The 18,383-nt window shown below is 63.2% G+C and carries 15 protein-coding genes; 10 read left to right on the forward strand and 5 right to left on the reverse strand.

The window, feature by feature from the left end; translation table 11 throughout:
* Positions 1-1,537, forward strand: a 1,537-nt coding sequence (gene uvrA, locus B4F07_RS01605; RefSeq protein WP_293704461.1) for an excinuclease ABC subunit UvrA, incomplete at its 5' end; no start/stop codon positions are given.
* A 276-nt stretch (positions 1,538-1,813) separates the two neighbouring features.
* The gene (locus B4F07_RS01610) at positions 1,814-2,506 is read left to right on the forward strand and encodes a hypothetical protein (RefSeq protein ID WP_293697406.1); all 693 of its coding nucleotides are present in this window, start codon (positions 1,814-1,816) and stop codon (positions 2,504-2,506) included.
* Positions 2,507-2,644: 138 nt separating this feature from the next.
* On the opposite strand, the gene B4F07_RS01615 is transcribed toward B4F07_RS01610, so the two are convergent.
* The 3 genes from B4F07_RS01615 to B4F07_RS01625 form a co-directional block, all read right to left on the reverse strand.
* The gene (locus B4F07_RS01615; protein WP_293697408.1) at positions 2,645-3,196 is read right to left on the reverse strand and encodes a hypothetical protein; all 552 of its coding nucleotides are present in this window, start codon (positions 3,194-3,196) and stop codon (positions 2,645-2,647) included.
* 114 nt (positions 3,197-3,310) lie between these two features.
* Complete coding sequence (locus B4F07_RS01620; RefSeq protein ID WP_293697410.1) at positions 3,311-4,369, reverse strand: sensor histidine kinase; 1,059 nt, start codon at positions 4,367-4,369, stop codon at positions 3,311-3,313.
* Positions 4,370-5,540: 1,171 nt separating this feature from the next.
* Positions 5,541-6,974, reverse strand: a complete 1,434-nt coding sequence (locus tag B4F07_RS01625) for a hypothetical protein (RefSeq protein ID WP_293697412.1) — start codon at positions 6,972-6,974, stop codon at positions 5,541-5,543.
* Between the two features lie 199 nt (positions 6,975-7,173).
* On the opposite strand from B4F07_RS01625, the gene B4F07_RS01630 reads away from it, so the two are divergent.
* From B4F07_RS01630 to phoB, 6 genes are all read left to right on the forward strand, one after another.
* Positions 7,174-8,235 (forward strand): substrate-binding domain-containing protein, encoded by a 1,062-nt coding sequence (locus tag B4F07_RS01630; protein ID WP_293697414.1) that lies wholly within the window; start codon positions 7,174-7,176, stop codon positions 8,233-8,235.
* 166 nt (positions 8,236-8,401) lie between these two features.
* Entirely contained in the window at positions 8,402-9,778 is a 1,377-nt protein-coding gene (gene pstC, locus B4F07_RS01635; protein ID WP_293697416.1) for a phosphate ABC transporter permease subunit PstC, read from the forward strand.
* Positions 9,771-11,027: a phosphate ABC transporter permease PstA gene (gene pstA, locus B4F07_RS01640; protein ID WP_293697418.1), complete on the forward strand. Its 1,257-nt coding sequence runs from the start codon at positions 9,771-9,773 to the stop codon at positions 11,025-11,027. The genes pstC and pstA overlap by 8 nt, the downstream gene beginning before the upstream one ends.
* 2 nt (positions 11,028-11,029) lie before the next feature.
* Positions 11,030-11,812 carry a phosphate ABC transporter ATP-binding protein PstB gene (gene pstB, locus B4F07_RS01645; RefSeq protein ID WP_293697519.1) on the forward strand — a complete coding sequence of 261 codons (783 nt, stop codon included), beginning with the start codon at positions 11,030-11,032 and terminating at the stop codon, positions 11,810-11,812.
* Between the two features lie 25 nt (positions 11,813-11,837).
* The gene (phoU, locus tag B4F07_RS01650; RefSeq protein ID WP_088441636.1) at positions 11,838-12,557 is read left to right on the forward strand and encodes a phosphate signaling complex protein PhoU; all 720 of its coding nucleotides are present in this window, start codon (positions 11,838-11,840) and stop codon (positions 12,555-12,557) included.
* Complete coding sequence (gene phoB, locus B4F07_RS01655) at positions 12,557-13,255, forward strand: phosphate regulon transcriptional regulator PhoB (protein ID WP_293697423.1); 699 nt, start codon at positions 12,557-12,559, stop codon at positions 13,253-13,255. Before phoU ends, phoB begins: the two co-directional genes overlap by 1 nt.
* A 12-nt stretch (positions 13,256-13,267) precedes the next feature.
* Here the strand turns inward: phoB and B4F07_RS01660 are convergent, their stop codons facing one another.
* A complete protein-coding gene (locus tag B4F07_RS01660) occupies positions 13,268-14,206 on the reverse strand; it encodes an alpha/beta hydrolase (protein WP_293697425.1) in 939 nt (312 codons plus the stop codon).
* A 364-nt stretch (positions 14,207-14,570) separates the two neighbouring features.
* Positions 14,571-15,929 (reverse strand): OprO/OprP family phosphate-selective porin, encoded by a 1,359-nt coding sequence (locus B4F07_RS01665; protein ID WP_293697427.1) that lies wholly within the window; start codon positions 15,927-15,929, stop codon positions 14,571-14,573.
* 199 nt (positions 15,930-16,128) lie between these two features.
* Here B4F07_RS01665 and B4F07_RS01670 point away from each other — a divergent pair, with 199 nt between their 5' ends.
* Together B4F07_RS01670 and B4F07_RS01675 are read left to right on the forward strand one after the other, a co-directional pair.
* Positions 16,129-17,031, forward strand: a complete 903-nt coding sequence (locus tag B4F07_RS01670; protein WP_293697429.1) for an SDR family NAD(P)-dependent oxidoreductase — start codon at positions 16,129-16,131, stop codon at positions 17,029-17,031.
* Positions 17,032-17,257: 226 nt separating this feature from the next.
* Positions 17,258-18,319 carry a hypothetical protein gene (locus B4F07_RS01675; protein WP_293697431.1) on the forward strand — a complete coding sequence of 354 codons (1,062 nt, stop codon included), beginning with the start codon at positions 17,258-17,260 and terminating at the stop codon, positions 18,317-18,319.
* The last annotated feature ends 64 nt before the right edge of the window (positions 18,320-18,383 follow it).

Here is an 18,383-nt window from a genome sequence, read left to right on the forward strand (position 1 = left end):
GTCGGCGCAGCGCAGCGTCGCCGATGCGCTCGAATGGTTCAGCACCCTCGATGCAAAGCTGAACGATACGCAGAAACAGATTGCCAAGGCGATCCTGAAAGAGATCAACGAACGGCTCGGCTTCCTAAACAATGTCGGGCTCGACTATCTCAACCTCAACCGCACGTCGGGAACACTTTCGGGCGGCGAGAGCCAGCGCATCCGCCTCGCGTCGCAGATCGGTTCGGGCCTCAGCGGCGTGCTCTACGTCCTCGACGAACCGAGCATCGGCCTGCACCAGCGCGACAACGACCGGCTGCTCGCGACGCTGAAACGCCTGCGCGACCTCGGCAACACGGTGATCGTCGTCGAGCATGACGAGGACGCGATTCGCCACGCCGATTATGTCGTCGACATGGGGCCGGGCGCGGGGCTGCACGGCGGCGAGATCGTCGCCGAAGGCACGCTAGAGGAGGTGCTGAAAAGCGACAAGAGCCTGACCGCCGCCTATCTCAACGGCACCAAGCGCATCGAGATTCCAAAGCATCGCCGCAAGGGCAATGGCTTCGATCTGGTGCTAAAGGGCGCGCGCGCCAACAACCTCAACAATGTGACCGCGAAAATCCCGCTCGGCACCTTCACCTGCGTCACCGGCCTTAGCGGCAGCGGCAAGTCGAGCCTGATCATCGACACGCTTTACGCCAGCGCGGCGCGCGTGCTCAACGGCGCGCGAATGATCGCAGGGCCGCACGACAGCCTGAAAGGGCTGGAGCATTGCGACAAGGTGATCGACATCGACCAGTCGCCGATCGGCCGCACCCCGCGCAGCAACCCCGCGACCTACACCGGCGCGTTCACGATCATCCGCGACTGGTTCGCCGGGCTGCCCGAAAGCCAGGCGCGCGGGTACAAGCCGGGACGCTTCAGCTTCAACGTCAAGGGCGGGCGCTGCGAAACCTGCACCGGTGACGGGCTGATCAAGATCGAGATGCACTTCCTGCCCGACGTCTATGTGACGTGCGAGACGTGCCACGGCAAACGCTACAACCGCGAAACGCTCGAGGTGAAATTCAAGGGCCACAGCATCGCCGACGTGCTCGACATGACGGTCGAGGATGCGACCGAATTCTTCAAGGCGGTGCCGTCGATCCGCGAGAAGATGGCGATGCTGGTCCGCGTCGGTCTTGGCTATATCAAGGTCGGGCAGCAGGCGACGACCCTGTCGGGCGGTGAGGCGCAGCGGGTGAAGCTGGCCAAGGAATTGTCGCGCCGCTCGACAGGGCAGACGCTCTATATCCTCGACGAGCCGACCACCGGGTTGCATTTCGAGGATGTCCGCAAGTTGCTCGAAGTGCTCCAGCAGCTGGTCGAACAAGGCAATAGCGTGATCGTGATCGAGCATAATCTGGACGTCATCAAGACCGCCGACTATATCCTCGACCTCGGCCCCGAGGGCGGGGTCAAGGGCGGCGAGATCGTCGCGAGCGGTACGCCCGAGCAGGTTGCGAAGAACCCGCGGAGCTTTACCGGGCAGTATCTGGCGCCGATGCTGAAATAGGGCGGATAATTCCCCGTCACACCGCACTTTCATTTCCGTTCGTGTCGAGCGAAGTCGAGACACCGGGAAGGCAGGTGCCACGCACGGGTGTCTCGACTTCGCTCGACACGAACGGAACTTGGGCAGTTGTGGTATAGAAGTTGAACCAAGTCTCACCGCCCTTCCCCGCACCGTAACCCGTCTCCGGCTTCCATCATGACCCGGTGCATTGTCCGCCGTTCCGGCCTTCGCCGCGCGTCGCTAGGCTGACTATCTTTGCGCAAGGAGGCGGAGCCGATGGCGGCTGGCAAATCGATATTCGGCAAGGCGGTCGGCTTTGCGGCGGGGCTGCTGGGTGCGGGCAGCGCGCAGGCGGCCGTGCCACCGGCCAAGGCCCCGGATGTGGCGACGCCGACGGCGCCCACCGATGCCGAGGTCGAGGCCGAGCTGCGCAGCCTGCGGCTGGTCGTCCGCGACGCCGGTTATGCGGCCCATCGCAACCGGATCCTGGCCGAACGCGGCGCCCAGGGCGATGATGTCATTTTTGCCACCCCCTATGCTCCGGGGCTGGAGCTGATTGTCGTCGCCGACAGCGCGCAAACGGCGCGGCCGTGGATGCTCCGCGACCTCGCCCGCGTGCAACGGACGCAGGACGAGGTCATGGCCCGCGCGCGCCGACAGGTGCTGGCGTTGCTGCCGCCGCTGCCCACCGCGGGAAAGCTGGTCGGCGACGTCGTGGCGCTGCCCAAGGCCGATTATCTTGCCAGCCTGATGCTGGCCGACGGCTGGGACGATCTCGACGCGGCGCTGGATGGCCATATGCGCGTCGTCGTGCCGGCGGACGACCTGTTGATGGCGGTCGACGCGCGCGAGGCCGACCTGCGCGACGGGCTGCCCGCCTTTGCCAAAGCGAAGTTCGACGATGCGAGCCGCTCGATCTCGCCGCTGATCTATCGGCGGCAGGGCGGCGCGTGGGTGGCGGTGCAGTGAGCGGCGTTCGCCCCCTCGGTCTCCCCGCACCTCCAATGCCGTTCGTGTCGAGCGTAGTCGAGACACGCCGAGTTCGCGCGCGACGTCACGTGTCTCGACTTCGCTCGACACGAACGGGTTTGGGGTGGTTCCCCCAAGCTAATGCCACACCGCCGACAGCGGGTAGAGCGCGATCAGCCAGATCAGGCATCCCACCACCACGCGGCGGTCCTTGGCCGCGATCGCCAGCAGCGCGACGGGGAAGAAGCTCCACGCGATGATGATCGCGCGCAGGCTGGTCGGGGCGGGCAAGCCGCCCAGCCAGGTGACGACGCCCATCAGGGCGACATTGCACAGGAACACGCCGCCGATCACCTTGCGCCGGTGCTTGTCGAAATGGGCGTTGAGGTCGTCCCAGCCTTCGGGATCGTCGGGAAACACCAGCGATGCCGCGACGAAATAGAGCGCGGTGACGACAAAGCCGCCGAACAACACCGGCCAGTTCAGCGGCAGCGCGTCGCGCACCGCCCAGCCGTACATCCAGAAGGTGACAACGTCGCACGACACGAACAGCCCGAGCAGCGCGGTTGGCCAGCCGATGCGGACTCGGTGCGACGTCTTGAGCGCGCGCGCGAGCCCGCCCAGCCCCTCGGCCAGCGCGAGGCCGAGGATCAGCCCGAACAGCGAAAAGATGAATTCAAACCCGCTCATAGGCCCCCCGGCTCAACCCTTCTCCTCAGCGAGAGGTTTGGGAGGGCTTGCCGCCTTCCCCGCGTCGAGACCCATGCCCTCCCCCGCGCCATCCCGCAAGCGAGAGACGCCGCCTCAAACCGCCGCTTCCTCCGCCGGGTCATTCGCCGCGACTTCGCGCGCGATCGCTTTGGTGTGGACCAGCGACACGCGGGTGCCCGGCGCAGTATCCTTCACCGTGATTTCGGCGCCGAGCTGTTTGGCGAGCGCCTGGACGATGCGGGTGCCGAGGCCGGCTTGCGAATCCGCGCCGGTTTCGGGGATGCCGACGCCGTCGTCGCTGACCGACAGCGTCCAGTCGGCGCCGTGGGCCGCATAGCCGACGATGACATGTCCCTGGCGCCCCTCGGGAAAGGCGTGCTTCAGCGCATTGATCACCAATTCGGTGACGACCAGCCCGATGCTGACCGAAATGTCGCCCGCAATCGACACAGGATCGACCGCGGTGGTCAGTGTCAGCTGTTCGCGGTCATAGATCATCGACGCGCCGATGCTGGCGCACAGCTGCGCCAGATAGGGTTCGAGCTCGACCTGCCCGGCGTCCGAATGGGCGAGGTGACGTTGCAGCGTCGCGATCGACATCACGCGTTGATGCGCGTCGCTCAGATGGCCGCGCGCCTCGTCCGACTGCACCTTGCGCGCGCTTTGCATCAGGATGCTGGCGATGATTTGCAGGCTGTTGGCGACGCGGTGCTGCATTTCGTGGAGCAGTTCGGCGTTGGTGTGGATCAGCTCCTTGTTGCGCTTTTCATTCTGCCGCGCGTCGGTGACGTCGATGACGGTGACCAGCATCCGCGTCTGCTCCACATCGCCATAGTCCAGCCGCTGCGCCTTGATGACGACGCAGCGCGAATCCCCGGCGCTGGTGTTGATCTCCATCTCATAGGCCTCGACATCGGCCTGTCCCGACAGGGTCGCGTCGATCAGCGAGTGGAGCCGCGGCAAGTCCCAGTGATGATGGTCAAGGTCGTACAGCCGCATGCCGGTGACGGTCGCGGGGTCGATGCCGAACGCGGCGCAGAAACTGTCGCTGGCGGCGACGACCACCAGCCGCTCGTCGAGCAGCAGCAGCGGCGCGTCGGACGCGAGCACCACCGCCAGCCCAAGGGTGCGGCCCAGATTGATCTGCGGCATATCGGCGGCCTGCGGCCACGCCTTCCCGGTCGACCCGGACCGCGGAGCGCGGCCTTGTCGGCAACCTGTCGCGGGGCATCGAGTCGGCCGTATCGCCGACGATCTCCCCTGAGGACGTAGGATAGCATGGCCGCGGGGCGCGGCGCGTATGAAATCGGCGGGCCGCAGCCCGCGGTGCGGCAGGGCAAGCCAAAGTTCAGTAAAGTTCAGCCTCAGGCGCCGATGTGCCGCCGACGGTCCCCGGGGCGCGGGAGCGCTGCGCGCCAGCGCTGTGGCCGCAGGTCGGCGGCACGGCTGTTGTCCGTGATTTGAAAGAGCTGGGATGAAGGCTGGCACAGCGAAACAATGTAGGAAAGCGGTTATTTTCCTACATCGTCATCCGTCCCTGACTCCCGTGCTCGTCGCCCGAACGGGATCGGGGTCCCGCTTTGTGTCGCCGGTAAAAAAGAATCTCACGCAAAGCCTGTCCTGAGCGTGTCGAAGGGGCGCGAAGGCGCAAAAAAGAAGGAAAGAAGAGGGTCTCACACAAAGACACAAAGATGGCGGCGTGGACGGCAGCATCGCATGATGACCCAAGGTCGCTGATTGTCCTGCCGGACTTGTCCGGCCATATAATGATACGCCGGACAGGCCCACTGCCGATCCCGGCCCAAACGGCCCTCTTTGTGTCTTTGCGTGAGATAAATTCTTTCTTCTTCGCGCCCCTTCGACACGCTCAGGACAGGCTTTGCGCCTTTGCGTGAGACGCTCTTATCCCACCACCCGCGCCGTCACATCTTCGCCCGAGAAAATCCGCATCACCGGCGGATGCGGCGAGAGGGCGCGCACGTCATCCCGGGCTTGATCCGGGATCGGCGACGAAGGCGCCCGATGCGGGGACCGCGATCCCGGATCGGGGTCCGGGATGACGGGCGCGCACCGCGGCCATATCCGCCCCGTCACCCCGGACCTGATCCGGGGCCGACAAAGACGAGGCGACTTTAGTCCGACTGTCCCGAGCGAAGTCGAGGGATATGGCAGTTGTGCGCCAGACACCCCGCCTCGCCGCGCGACCGCGCGCCGTCACCCCGGACTTGATCCGGGGGCGGCGCCGAGCGCGATCATGCGCTCGCGATGCTCGGGGGTCAGGATGACGTGGCCGGTGATGAGGATCATTTTTTTCCCCCTACACCTATTTTCGCTTGCTAGCAGATTGCTTCTTCGTCGCATCAATAACGACTATATCGGATGCTCGCTGACCGGTCACTCTACGGTATTCTTGTATTTTCAAGATTTGGTCTAGCTTCTGACCAAGGTCACCATAGTCCATGACTACAAAGATGCCGTGTTGAGATCGAGATGCGTCGAGATAAATCTCAAGTTGCTTATCGTATCCATGACGGACAGTGCCACTAGAGCGCTTCATCTCGACGAGCACTCGCGCCCTATAACCATTTGAGAATTTAAAATCTATCGGGCCGCCTCCCATATTGGCCTCAGGCGATATATCTACGTCATGGGCACTACAATAAGCATCCGCGATGGCGTAATATATTAGCTGTGGTGCGCGCTCTTTCTTTGGCTTGTCTCCTATCCACAATTCCTCCCAAAGATTTCCGTTTTCAACATGATGCTTGAAGAAATTGATAGTGTCATGCACCAGCCTGGCTATCTCGTCGGGCCCTTTTTTTAGGTCATATCGAGCGTCGCTCTTCAATCCATCAAAGCCAGACCCAAATATCGCTTTCATTTTATAGTATGCGAGTGCGTCAACGTTTGGGTCGTAAGTGCGCACGTGCTCCTTCACTGCTGCCAAGAACTCCTCAAAATTTTGGGGCGATTGAAGGGCGATGGCACGCAACGCGTCTTTTCGATCTGTAACGGTCGGCTGGGCGATACCCGCCAGCATGGAATTCACGGCCTGCCTGATCTTGGCATTATGAGACACGGCAGCTTCTATATCACCCCAATCATTTGCGATCGGCAGTTCCCGAACAACATCGGTGGGGACCAGCACCACGAATTTTTCTTTTCCATTTTTATCCAGCACCCGAGGCAAACGCCGATCAGGTAAGACGGCATTTTTGTGCAATTCTATGTCATTAGCACTGCAAAAATCTTCGGTTAGCTGCGCGAGCTGCTCAATGATGACGCGTGTCGTGAAGTCGCTGATAGTATCAGGGCCAACATTTTCTTCAAAGAAGCCCATTAACGAGATCATCTCCGGGTCTTTCGATCCTAAATTGACGATCTCTTTTGCGGTCCGCATGATGGAATCACGAACTTCATTTGGCCGCGAGCTTCCTGATCGCCCACTTCCGCCGTATCCCAATCCATTCTCTGGAGGCTCCCTAAGATCGAGCAGCCTCTCAGCCGTTCGCCATGCCACGTCACCTTCTTTTTCGGAGATAGTGATGAGCCGAACGAAGTTTTCGAAATGGCTACGAAATGCTGTTATTGCATCTCCCGACATCAAAATGTTCGAGGATTTTTCAAGCAATACAGGATCGATAAATAGTTGCGTGTCTACATCGACAAACGGGTCAATGAGACCCGCATCATCCAGCAGTGTAGCGGGAATTCCAAAATATCTTGAAAACAGAGTAGGGTTTTGAATTTTTGCCACCGACGCCTCCACCGTTTCTTCTATGTTTCACATGCTAGGCTCGTAGACAAGCATAACGCTAGCCGGTCAGCGCATCCATGACACTTCCATGACACTCGCTGTCACAAACACGTCACACAAAACCCCCAAATGGCGCTCAGCGAGTCGCCGCGGGGGTGGTGGCTTGGTTCGGTAACGACCCCCATCAACAGGATTTTCCATGGCTCAGAAATTCGCGCCCCGCACCCTTGGCGTCGTTGGCGCCGCCGTGTGCGCGCTGGCGCTTTCCGCCTGTCAGGATCAGGCTTCGTCGGGTGGCGGCGCGCGCGATTATATCAGCGCCGCCGGTTCTTCGACGGTCTATCCCTTTGCCACCGCAGTTGGTGAGAAATTCGCCGAAGCGACGGGCAACAAGACACCAAAGATCGACAGCACCGGCACCGGTGGCGGTTTCGAGCGCTTCTGTTCGGGCGTCGGCGGCGACACCCCCGACATCGCCAACGCATCGCGCCGGATCAAGAAGAAGGAATTCGACAGCTGCGTTAAAAACGGCGTGACCGACATCGTCGAAGTCCAGATCGGCATCGACGGCATCGCGCTGGGCGAAGCGACGCGCGGCCCCGGTTTCAAGCTGACCGAAGAAGATGTGTACAAGGCGCTGGCCGCCAACCCCTATGGCAAGCCCAACACCGCCAAGACATGGAAAGACGTCAACCCGGCGCTGCCCGCGGTCGCCATTTCGGTGTTCGGCCCGCCGTCGACCAGCGGTACCTATGACGCGTTCAAGGAACTGATCCTGGGCCGCGGTTGCGATGCGAACCCGGAGATGAAGGCGCTGAAGGCCAGCGATGCCGACAAGCATGAAGCGACCTGTACCGCGCTGCGCGGTGCGCCCTTCTATGTCGAGCAGGGCGAGAATGATAACCTCATCATCTCGAAGCTCGATAAGAACCCGACCAGCCTGGGCATTTTCGGCTTCAGCTATCTCGATGCGAACAAGGGCAAGATCAAGGCGGTGCCGATCCAGGGCGTTGCCCCGACCTATGCCGCGATCGCCGACGGCAGCTATCCGGGATCGCGCCCGCTGTTCATCTATATCAAGAAGGCGCATGTCGGCGTCGTCCCGGGTCTCGCCGAATTTGTCGCCGAGTTCCTGAAGGGCGCGGGCGAAGGCGGCTATCTGAACGCCAAGGGCCTGATTGTGTCGCCCAAGCCGATCGCGGACGCCGCGAAGGCGAACGGCACCGGCATGACCGCGCTGAACGGTGCCGAGCTGAACTGAGTTTCCCCCCGCTGGTGACCGGGGCGGGTTTCGGCCTGCCCCGGTCACCGGTTTTTTGGACCCGCCTACCCCCGTTCGTGTCGAGCGAAGTCGAGACACGCGAGCGCTGCGCCAGACGTATCTCGACTTCGCTCGATACGAACGGAAACTTGGGAATCACTGAAACGTGACCTTCAACGCCGCCGCCCTGTTACTCCTGATCGCGGGCCTCGCGCTGATCGGCTGGATTGCCGGTCGGCAGCGGTCGAACCTGCTGGCGGGGCGCGCCGGGACCAAGCTGCATTCGCGGCCGCAATATCATGGCTGGTACGTCGCGCTGTGGCTGTTCGCGCCCGCGGCGCTGTTTCTGGCCGTGTGGTCGTCGGTGTCGCCGGGGCTGATCACCAACGAAGTTCTGACCGACGAAGCGGCGCAATCGCTGCCCTCGTTCGGCTTCGAGCGCGGCGCGATCTTGTCCGATGCGCGCAGCGTAGCGCTGGGCAAGCAGGACGCGGTGCGGCTGCCCGCCGCGGCGCCGCTGGTTCAGCCCTATGCCGATGCGGCGCATAAATATGCGTGGATCGGCATTGCGGCGATGCTGGCGCTGGCGCTGGCGGGCGGCCTCTACGCCTTCACCCGGATCAAACCCGATTTCCGGGCGCGGACGCGGGTCGAACGGATCGTGATGGCGGTGCTGCTGCTCGCGTCGCTCGTCGCGATCCTGACGACCTTTGGCATCGTGCTGTCGCTGCTGTTCGAATCAATCCGCTTTTTCCAGCTCGTGTCGCCGCTGGAGCTGCTGTTCGGGACCAACTGGGCGCCGCAGAGCGGGGCGCCGGTCGACGATACGTTCGGCGGTATTCCTTTGTTCTGGGGCACGGTGCTGATCGGCGCGATCATCGCGATGATCGTCGCGATCCCGATCGGCATGATGACCGCAGTATATCTGACCCAATATGCCGCGCCGGTCGTGCGCCGCTGGGTCAAGCCGATCCTGGAGATATTGGCCGGGGTGCCGACCGTCGTGTACGGCTATTTCGCCGCGCTGACGGTGGCGCCTGCTTTGCGCGAATTTGCGGTGATGCTGGGCATCCCCAACGCCTCCACCGAAAGCGCGTTGGCGGCGGGCATCGTGATGGGGGTGATGATCATCCCGTTCGTGTCGTCGATGGCCGACGACAGCATCAACGCGGTGCCGCAGGCGATGCGCGACGGATCGCTGGCGCTGGGCGCGACGCCGAACGAGACGATCCGCCAGGTGCTGATCCCCGCCGCCTTGCCTGGCGTGATGGGCGGCATATTGCTCGCGGTCAGCCGCGCAATCGGCGAGACGATGATCGTGGTGATGGCCGCCGGCCTGTCGGCGAACCTGACCTCCAACCCCTTTGCCAGCGTCACCACGGTGACCGCGCAAATCGTCAAACTGCTCACCGGCGACCAGGAATTCGACAGCGCCAAGACGCTCGCCGCCTTTGCGCTGGGGCTGGTGCTGTTCGTCGTCACCCTGCTGCTCAACATCGCCGCGCTGCGGATCGTGAAGAAGTATCGCGAAGCTTATGAATAAGCCCACCAATCCCACCGACTGGAAAGGCGCGGCGATGCAGAAACGCATCGCGGGTCGCTACGCCGCCGAACGCCGCTTCAAGTTTATCGGGCTGGGCGCGGTATTGCTGTCGGGCGCGTTCCTGGCGTTCCTGCTGTTCGTGATGGTCGGCAACGGCGCGCGCGGTTTCACCTACACCAATGTCGCGGTGCCGATCGATTTCAAGGCGATGCCGCTGACGATCGACAAGGCGCGGCTGAGCGACGCCGACGCCGATCAGGTGATCGCGAGCGCGGGGCTGGCCGACATCGTCGCCTTTGCCGCCGACGAGGCGCTGGGCGAAGGCGGGTCGGAGCTGATTAGCGAGAATGCGTGGAAGGAAGTGCGCAGCGCGATCAAGGACGATCCCAGCCTTCTCGACGGCAAGACGGTGTTCGAACTGCCGACCGCGAGCGCGGTCGACATGGCGGCCAAGGACGGCGCGGCGGGCGCGCTGGGGGCGCAGGTCGAGGCGCTGGAAAAGGGCGGCAAGCTGTCGACCGGCATCCACTGGCCGTTCTTCAAAAATGCCGATGCGACCGATCCCGCAGTGGCGGGGATCTGGGGCGCGCTGAAAGGATCGGTGCTGACGATCTTCATCGCCTTCCTGATCGCCTTTCCGACCGGGGTGCTCGCGGCGCTGTATCTGGAAGAATATGCGGCGAAGAACCGCTGGACCGACCTGATCGAAGTGTCGATCAACAATCTGGCCGCGGTGCCGTCGATTATCTTTGGTTTGCTGGCGCTCGCGGTGTTCATCAACTGGTTCGGCATCTGTCAGGCGAGCCCGCTCGTCGGCGGGCTGACCTTGGCGCTGATGACAATGCCGGTGATCGTCATCGCCAGCCGCAACGCGATCAAATCGGTGCCGCCGTCGATCCGCGACGCAGCGCTGGGGGTCGGCGCCAGCCCGGTGCAGGTGGTTTTCCACCACGTCCTGCCCCTCGCCCTGCCCGGCATTTTGACCGGCACGATCATCGGTATGGCGCGCGCGCTGGGCGAAACCGCGCCGCTGCTGCTGATCGGCATGCGCGCCTTTATCGGCGACGTGCCGGGCGGCATCTGTTCGCCGTCGACCGTGCTGCCGATGCAGATCTTCCTCTGGTCGGACGAAGTCGACCGGGGCTTTGTCGAGAAAACCTCCGCCGCGATCATCGTGCTGCTTGTCGTGCTGCTGTCGATGAACGCCTTTGCGATCTATCTTCGCAACAAATTCGAACAACGCTGGTGATTATGACCCAAGACGATCTTACCATCGCCGACCCCAAGATGAAGGCCGAAGGCGTCAACGTCTTTTACGGCGAAAAACAGGCGATCAACAATGTGTCGATCGACGTCGGCACCGACCTCGTCACCGCGTTTATCGGCCCGTCGGGCTGCGGCAAGTCGACCTTTCTGCGTTCGCTGAACCGGATGAACGATACCGTCGCGAGCGCGAAGGTGACGGGCCGGATCGAGCTGGACGGCGAGGATATTTACGCGCCGTCGATGGACGTGGTGCAGCTGCGCGCCCGCGTCGGCATGGTGTTTCAGAAACCGAACCCCTTTCCCAAGTCGATCTACGACAATGTCGGCTATGGCCCGCGCATCCACGGCCTCGCGCCGACCAAAGCCGACCTCGACGTCATCGTCGAGCGCGCGCTGGTCCGCGCCGGGCTGTGGGACGAGGTCAAGGACCGTCTGCTCGAAAGCGGCACCGCGCTGTCGGGCGGACAGCAGCAGCGGCTGTGCATCGCGCGCGCGATCGCGGTCGATCCCGAAGTGATCCTGATGGACGAGCCCTGCTCGGCGCTTGACCCGATCGCGACCGCAAAGATCGAGGAGCTGATCCACGAACTGCGCGGCAAATTCGCCATCGTGATCGTCACGCATAACATGCAGCAGGCGGCCCGCGTGTCGCAGCGCACCGCCTTTTTCCACCTCGGGACGCTGGTCGAATATGGCAAGACCACCGACATCTTCACCAACCCGAAGCAGGAACGCACCAAAGACTATATCACCGGCCGCTACGGTTAAGTCGCGGCGCTAAAGGACAAGAACGATGGCAGTAGTCAACGATCACACGGTCAAGGCTTTCGACGAAGACCTAAACCGCCTGCGCGGGCTGATCAGCGAAATGGGCGGCCGCGCCGAACAGGCGCTGCTCCAGGCGATGACCGCGCTTCACAAGGGCGACCTCGACCTCGCGGCGCAGGTCGTGCGCGACGACAAGAAAATCGACGCGCTGGAAAGCGAAGTCGAGCAACTCGCGGTCCAAACGATCGCGCTGCGCGCGCCGATGGCGGACGACCTGCGCGAGATGATCGCGGCGCTGAAGATCGTCTCCGTCGTCGAACGTATCGGCGATTATGCCAAGAATATCGCCAAGCGCGTCGCGCTGATGGACCAGACGCGGTCGATCGAGGCGATCCCGCTGCTGATGTCGATGTCGTCGATCGTCGCCGAACTGATCCACGACGCACTCGACAGCTTTGCGGCGCGCGACGCCGAACTCGCGGTGCGGGTGACCGTCCGCGACAAGAATGTCGACGATTTCTACAACAGCATCTTTCGCACCCTCGTCACCTTCATGATGGAAAATCCGAAGTACATCAGCGAAAGCGCGCATCTGCTGTTCGTCGCCAAGAACCTCGAACGCATGGGCGATCATGCGACGAACATCGCCGAGATGGTCTATTATGTCGTGACCGGCGAACATATGGAGGAGCGCGAGCGCGGCGAGCAACCCGAAGATGGCGCCGCGGAGCAGGAGCAAGGCTGATGCCGCAACCCGACCTGCTGCTGATCGAGGATGACGAGGCGATTGCCGAACTCATCGTATGGCATTTCGCACGCGAGGGTTTTTCGGTCCGGCAAACGCCCGACGGCGAACAGGCGCTGGTGCTGGTCGAGGAGCGCGTCCCCGACATCGTCCTGCTCGACTGGATGATCGAAAGCCTGCCCGGCATCGAAGTCTGCCGCCGCCTGCGCCGCAACCCTAAATCGGCGAATGTGCCAATCATCATGCTGACCGCGCGCGGCGAGGAAGAGGACCGCATTCGCGGGCTGGAAACCGGCGCCGACGATTATGTCACCAAACCGTTCAGCCCGCGCGAGCTGGTCGCGCGCGTCTCGGCGGTGCTCCGCCGCTTGCGCCCAGCGCTGGCCGGCGAACTGCTGTCCTATGCCGACATCGAACTCGATTCGGTCGCGCACAAGGTGATACGGGGTGGCCAGACGGTGGCGATGGGGCCAACCGAATTTCGCCTGCTGCGCCACTTCATGGAGCATCCGGGCCGCGTCTTTTCGCGCGGGCAATTGCTCGACAGCGTGTGGGGCCAGGACAGCGACATCGAACTGCGGACGGTCGACGTGCATATCCGGCGGCTGCGCAAGGCGATCAACCTGCCGGGGACGAGTGACATCATCCGCACCGTGCGGTCGGCAGGCTACGCGCTGGATTCGGGCAAGAGCAGCTGATTCCTTCGGGCGTTACGGCGCTTTGGCCGGGAGCAGATATTTCAATCCGCGGGTAAAGCCGCGCGGCGCGACGGTGACATGATCTTCATCGCCGAGCACCTCCGTCTCCAGGCGTAGCGACGGATAATTGCGCGACCGCAGCGCCCGGTCCATGGTCTGGGTGTCGGTTACCATATTGACGTCTTTGGCATAGCGCGGGTCGCCCGGCCGCATTTCTTCATATTCACCGATGTACATATAGACGCGCGCGGGCAGATCCTTGTGCTTGGCAGCATAGGCCTTTTCTCGCGCCGCCATATGGTGACGGTCGTACCAGAAGGACGGGCTGCCGAGGATATAGCCGTCGAACAGGCGCGGCTCGCTGAACAGGATTTCGCTGCCCAAAAGCGCGCCATAGGAATGGCCGAGGAACAGCCGGCGGCGCTCGTCGGTTCGGAAACGCTTGGCGACAAAGGGCAAAACCTGGTCGCGGACATAAGCGGCGTAGGCCGCGGCCTTGCCATGTTCGGCGTCGGCGGGCGCGGTGCTGGGGCCGTTCGGTGTCGGCGTGTAATCGCGCCGCCGACTTTGCATCCCGCCCTCGCCCTTCGCATAGGACAGGCCGATCAGGATGAACTCTTCGACTGTGGGTCGCTCGACGTTCAGGCGACGGCCAATTTGTTTGATCACCGGAAAGGCGTAATCGGCGTCGGTGACGTACAGCACGGGGTAACGGCGATCGGGCTGCTCGCCGTAGGATGGCGGGAGCGCGACAAACACCTGGTAGGTGCGGCCCGAGACAGGATCGGGAACATCCCAGACCTGGGTGTCGGAGATTTCGTAAGGCAGCCCCTCACCGCGCTGCACAGGCGCGGAGGATTTGGCGGAGGCCGCCGCCTGCCCGTTGGCGGTGTCCGAGCAGCCGGTCAGGATCAGACTGGCGATGGCGCCGAGCAAGAGGTTTTTGGTCAATGTGAGGCTCCAACGGTGGGATCGGGCTGGTGTCGATGCGACCGGCCCATCGGTGTGATTATTTGCGACGCTCATAAGCTAGCCGCCCACCGGAGGAAGGAAATTTCTGTACCGGTTCGGCGCTTTGCGGAGACGGTTGGCCGCATTGGAAGCCGGATTAGGCGAAGGGAATTTTTCTCGTCGTTAGCTATCGGACATTTCTTCTCCCCTCCCGCAGGCGGGAGGGGTTGGGGTGGGCAGCAACGGTGAGAAGGCCCGCCCCGCTGCGACTAACGAACAAGTTCGTAAGTCTCGCTGCCCCTCCCGCTTGCGGGAGGGGATATCAAGCCAACGTCGGCTCCCCACCCCAAACCGGCCTGCCGGATCAAAAATCGATCTGCGTCCGTAGCCCGAACGTATCGACCGTATAATCCCGATCCCCCGCCGCCGTCGCGACGCGCGCATCGTCGATCCACAGCTTGCCGTAATTCGCGGTGATGCGGATATAGTCGATCGGCGCCCAGACCAGCCCGATCAGTGCCGCCTGTTGCCGCCCACCGATAATCGCGCCGTCGTTGAGGTCGAGATGGTCGTAGCGCGCGGTGACTTCGATCGCGCCGATGCCGCCTGCGGTGATCGGCTTCGCCGGTTTCAGCCGGTCGAACGCGCCGTCCTTATACCCGCGCGCGTCGCCGGGCGTCAGCACCAGGCCGACCTCGGCATAGCCGCCGAAAAAGGTCGGATCGGCAGCGCCGTTGCGCTTGACCCGATGCCAATAGGCTTCGCCCGCCGCGTGGAACGGACCCGCCAGCACGGCTCCCTCCAACCCGAAGCCGCGTTCGCTGGCCACGTCGATCAGCCCGGTGTCGACCAGCCGCACGTCGGTCGTGTGAACGAACGGCCGCGCGCGATAGCGGATGATCGTCGCGGGGTCGTTCGGGTCGCGCCAATGGCCCGACGCGCCCAGGTGCAGCTGTGTATCGCCCAGCTTGGGCATGAACACGACACGGCCATCGACGCTGAGGCTCTGGTTGCTGTCGCTGAGCAGGTCGCGGGCGTTGTCGCCGAATACGCCGCCCTGCAACAACAGCGCCTTGCCCTTATACTGCGCCGACAGCCCGACGCGGCGCTCGAACCCGAACGCCTGGACGAACGCGGCGCGCTCCATGAAGCTGGTAAACAGGTCGCTCGTCATGTCGTCGAGCCCCCAGAAGGGTTTGACCTGTCCCGCGGTCACCGTCAGCGGGCCAGTGCCGTAGCTCATATAGACGTCGGTCAGTTCGACCTCGCTGTTCGCGATATCGGCCTCGACGCGGTAGGAAATGCCGCCGGGAATCTTGCCGTCGACGCCCAGATAGACACGGCGGAATTCCGTGGCGAGACCGCCGCGGATGCCGGTCACGCCCGCGGGGGTATCGACCGAAGCCATATCGAGCTGGACGCGACCGCGCGGCTTGAAGATCCAGCCATCGGCGGTCTTGATTTCGGGGGCGCCCTTCCAGCCGATCTCGGTCGCGGGTTTCGCGGTCACCGACGGCGGCGCGGGCGTCGGCGCCGGAGCAGGCGTCGGCTGCGCAGTCGCGGCGTCGAGCCGCGTTTCGAGCGTCTGCACCTGTGCCTTCAGCGCCGCCAGCTCCGCGCGCAGCTGCGCCGCTTCCTGTGCCGTCATCGCCTGCGCGCGCGCGGCGGTGGGCAGGCAAAACATCGACGTCGCCAGCAGGGCGGCGGTCAAGGCGTGGCGCATGAGGGAACTGCTCCGTTGCGAAAGGTGACAATCTGGAGGCGCTGCTATGACGGTTACGTGACAGATTCACGTCATTTGAATGACATTTATGTTTCAGCGGTCATTTTTTGACCCCCTTGCCTGCCAAGCGTGAACGGCTAAGGACGTCTCAGTTTTTTCGGGCAACCTTTCTTGGGGCGGCCCCATCCGGGAGACCATCATGACGATCAAATTTGACGGGCGCGTTGCTATCGTTACCGGCGCAGGCGGCGGCCTGGGCCGTGCCTATGCGCTCGAACTCGCGCGGCGCGGAGCCAAGGTCGTGGTCAACGATCTGGGCGGATCGCGCGACGGCACCGGCCATTCGGACGCGGCGCTACAGGTGGTCGAAGAAATCAAGGCTTTCGGCGGCACCGCGATGTCGAACGGTGGCAGCGTCACCGAATATGAGCAGATGGTCGAAATGGTCGCCAAGGCCAAGGAAGCCTGGGGCGGCGTCCACGTCCTGATCAACAACGCCGGCATCCTGCGCGACAAAAGCTTTGCCAAGATGGAGCCCGCCGATTTCGACCTGGTGCTGAAAGTGCACGTCAGCGGCAGCGCCAATGTCACCAAGGCGTGCTGGGACCTGATGCGCGAGCAGGCCTATGGCCGAATCCTGATGACCGCGTCGTCGACCGGACTGTACGGCAATTTCGGCCAGGCCAATTATGGCGCCGCGAAGCTCGGCCTCGCCGGGCTGACCAAGACGCTCCACCTCGAAGGCGCGAAGTACAACATTCGCTGCAACACCATCGCGCCGGTTGCAGGCACGCGGATGACCGAGGATATTTTCCCCGCCGAATTGTTCGAAAAATTCACGCCGGAGAATGTCGTGCCTGCCGCGCTCTATCTGGTCAGCGAAGATGCGCCGACGAACATGATCATCGGCGCGGGTGCGGGTGCGTATCACGCCGCCTATGTCACCATGACCCCCGGCGTCGCGCTGGCTGAGGATGACCGCACCCCCGAAGGCGTTGCCGCGGCGTGGGAGAAGATCATCGACCGCACCGGCGAAATCGTGCCGCAATCGGGCAGCGAGCAGTCGATGAACGTCATGAAGGCATTGATGGCGCTGGGGTGAGGGTCCGTTGATCCTCCCTGTCGCGTAGNNGGCAGCGCGAAGCGCTGACGGAGGGCCTTTGACGCGACCGGCGTCGCCCCTCCTCCACTTGCTTCGCAAGCGGTCCCCCTCCCCATCGCTGCGCGACAGGGAGGATTATCGCAGCGCCGCACTGTATTGACACAGCAACACGCCTATGCCATAACATCTGCGGGGCAAGGGGATCGGTCTAACAAGGACGACCCCGATGTATAGTGAAAGCGACCTGCAAGCTGCGGTCGATGCGAAGGTTTTGACGCCGGAGGCCGCGATGGCATTCCGGTCGCATATCGCGTCGGTTCGCTCGGCCCCCGCCGCGGATGAAGAATCCTTCCGCCTGATCACCGGTTTCAACGATATTTTCGTCAGCATCGCCGCGATCATTCTGTTGATGGCGGTCGGTTGGATCGGCGCTTCGATCCACCCCGCGCTCGGCGGCGCGTTCGTTGCCGGGTCGGCGTGGTTCCTGGCCGAGTATTTCACCCGCAAGCGCCGCATGGCGCTGCCCAGTATCGTGTTGGTGCTGGCCTTTTCGGGCGGCGTGTTCGCGACCATGGTCGGCTTCCTGTTCGAACATGGCGAGGCGATTTTCGGCCAGCATCTTGGCCACACCCTCGGCGCCATCCTGTTCGGTACCATCGCGCTGGTGACCGCTGCGGCGACGTGGGCGCATTGGAAGCGGTTCATGGTTCCGATTACGGTAGCTGCCGGTACCGCAGCGCTCGCCGCGACGGCCGTGGCGCTGGTGCTGTCGATCACCGGGATGCCCGAACAGCCCGACGCGCTCGTCATGTCGCTCGTGCTCACCGCGGGCATCGGAGTGTTCGCGCTGGCGATGTGGTGGGACCGCAGCGACCGGGTGCGCCAGACGCGGCGCAGCGACGTGGCCTTCTGGCTCCACCTGCTGGCCGCGCCGATGATCGCGCACCCGATCTTCCACCTGCTGGGTGTCACCGAGGGCAATGATATCGGCAGCGGCGCCGCGGTGATGGTCGTTGCCATCTATGTGCTGTTCGGGCTGATCGCGCTGGCGATCGACCGCCGCGCCTTGCTCGTGTCCGCCCTCGCCTATGTGCTGTTCGCGCTGACCCAGTTGTTCCGTGAATTCGGCGCGGTCGAGCTCAATGTTGCGCTCACCGCCTTCGTGATCGGTTCGGCACTGCTGCTGCTGTCGGCCTTCTGGCAGAATGCCCGGGCGGTCGTGGTGGGGATGCTGCCCGACAATCTGGCGAACCAGCTGCCCGCGACGACGCGGGTCGCGCAAGCCTAACACTATCGTCATCCCGGCGGAGGCCGGGATCTCGCCTGTGCGTTATGACGTGAGGTTGAGATCC

Origin of the sequence: Sphingopyxis sp. UBA6723 (assembly GCF_002454115.1) — a bacterium.
Lineage (GTDB): Bacteria > Pseudomonadota > Alphaproteobacteria > Sphingomonadales > Sphingomonadaceae > Sphingopyxis.

What these genes read in the sequence shown, in the direction of transcription:
- B4F07_RS01670 (WP_293697429.1), top strand. Translation starts at nt 16,129, where the DNA reads ATGACGATCAAATTTGACGGGCGCGTTGCTATCGTTACCGGCGCAGGC.
- B4F07_RS01665 (WP_293697427.1), bottom strand. Translation starts at nt 15,929, where the DNA reads ATGCGCCACGCCTTGACCGCCGCCCTGCTGGCGACGTCGATGTTTTGC.
- phoB (WP_293697423.1), top strand. Translation starts at nt 12,557, where the DNA reads ATGCCGCAACCCGACCTGCTGCTGATCGAGGATGACGAGGCGATTGCC.
- B4F07_RS01630 (WP_293697414.1), top strand. Translation starts at nt 7,174, where the DNA reads ATGGCTCAGAAATTCGCGCCCCGCACCCTTGGCGTCGTTGGCGCCGCC.
- B4F07_RS01675 (WP_293697431.1), top strand. Translation starts at nt 17,258, where the DNA reads ATGTATAGTGAAAGCGACCTGCAAGCTGCGGTCGATGCGAAGGTTTTG.
- pstB (WP_293697519.1), top strand. Translation starts at nt 11,030, where the DNA reads ATGACCCAAGACGATCTTACCATCGCCGACCCCAAGATGAAGGCCGAA.
- B4F07_RS01620 (WP_293697410.1), bottom strand. Translation starts at nt 4,369, where the DNA reads ATGCCGCAGATCAATCTGGGCCGCACCCTTGGGCTGGCGGTGGTGCTC.
- phoU (WP_088441636.1), top strand. Translation starts at nt 11,838, where the DNA reads ATGGCAGTAGTCAACGATCACACGGTCAAGGCTTTCGACGAAGACCTA.
- B4F07_RS01610 (WP_293697406.1), top strand. Translation starts at nt 1,814, where the DNA reads ATGGCGGCTGGCAAATCGATATTCGGCAAGGCGGTCGGCTTTGCGGCG.
- pstA (WP_293697418.1), top strand. Translation starts at nt 9,771, where the DNA reads ATGAATAAGCCCACCAATCCCACCGACTGGAAAGGCGCGGCGATGCAG.
- B4F07_RS01615 (WP_293697408.1), bottom strand. Translation starts at nt 3,196, where the DNA reads ATGAGCGGGTTTGAATTCATCTTTTCGCTGTTCGGGCTGATCCTCGGC.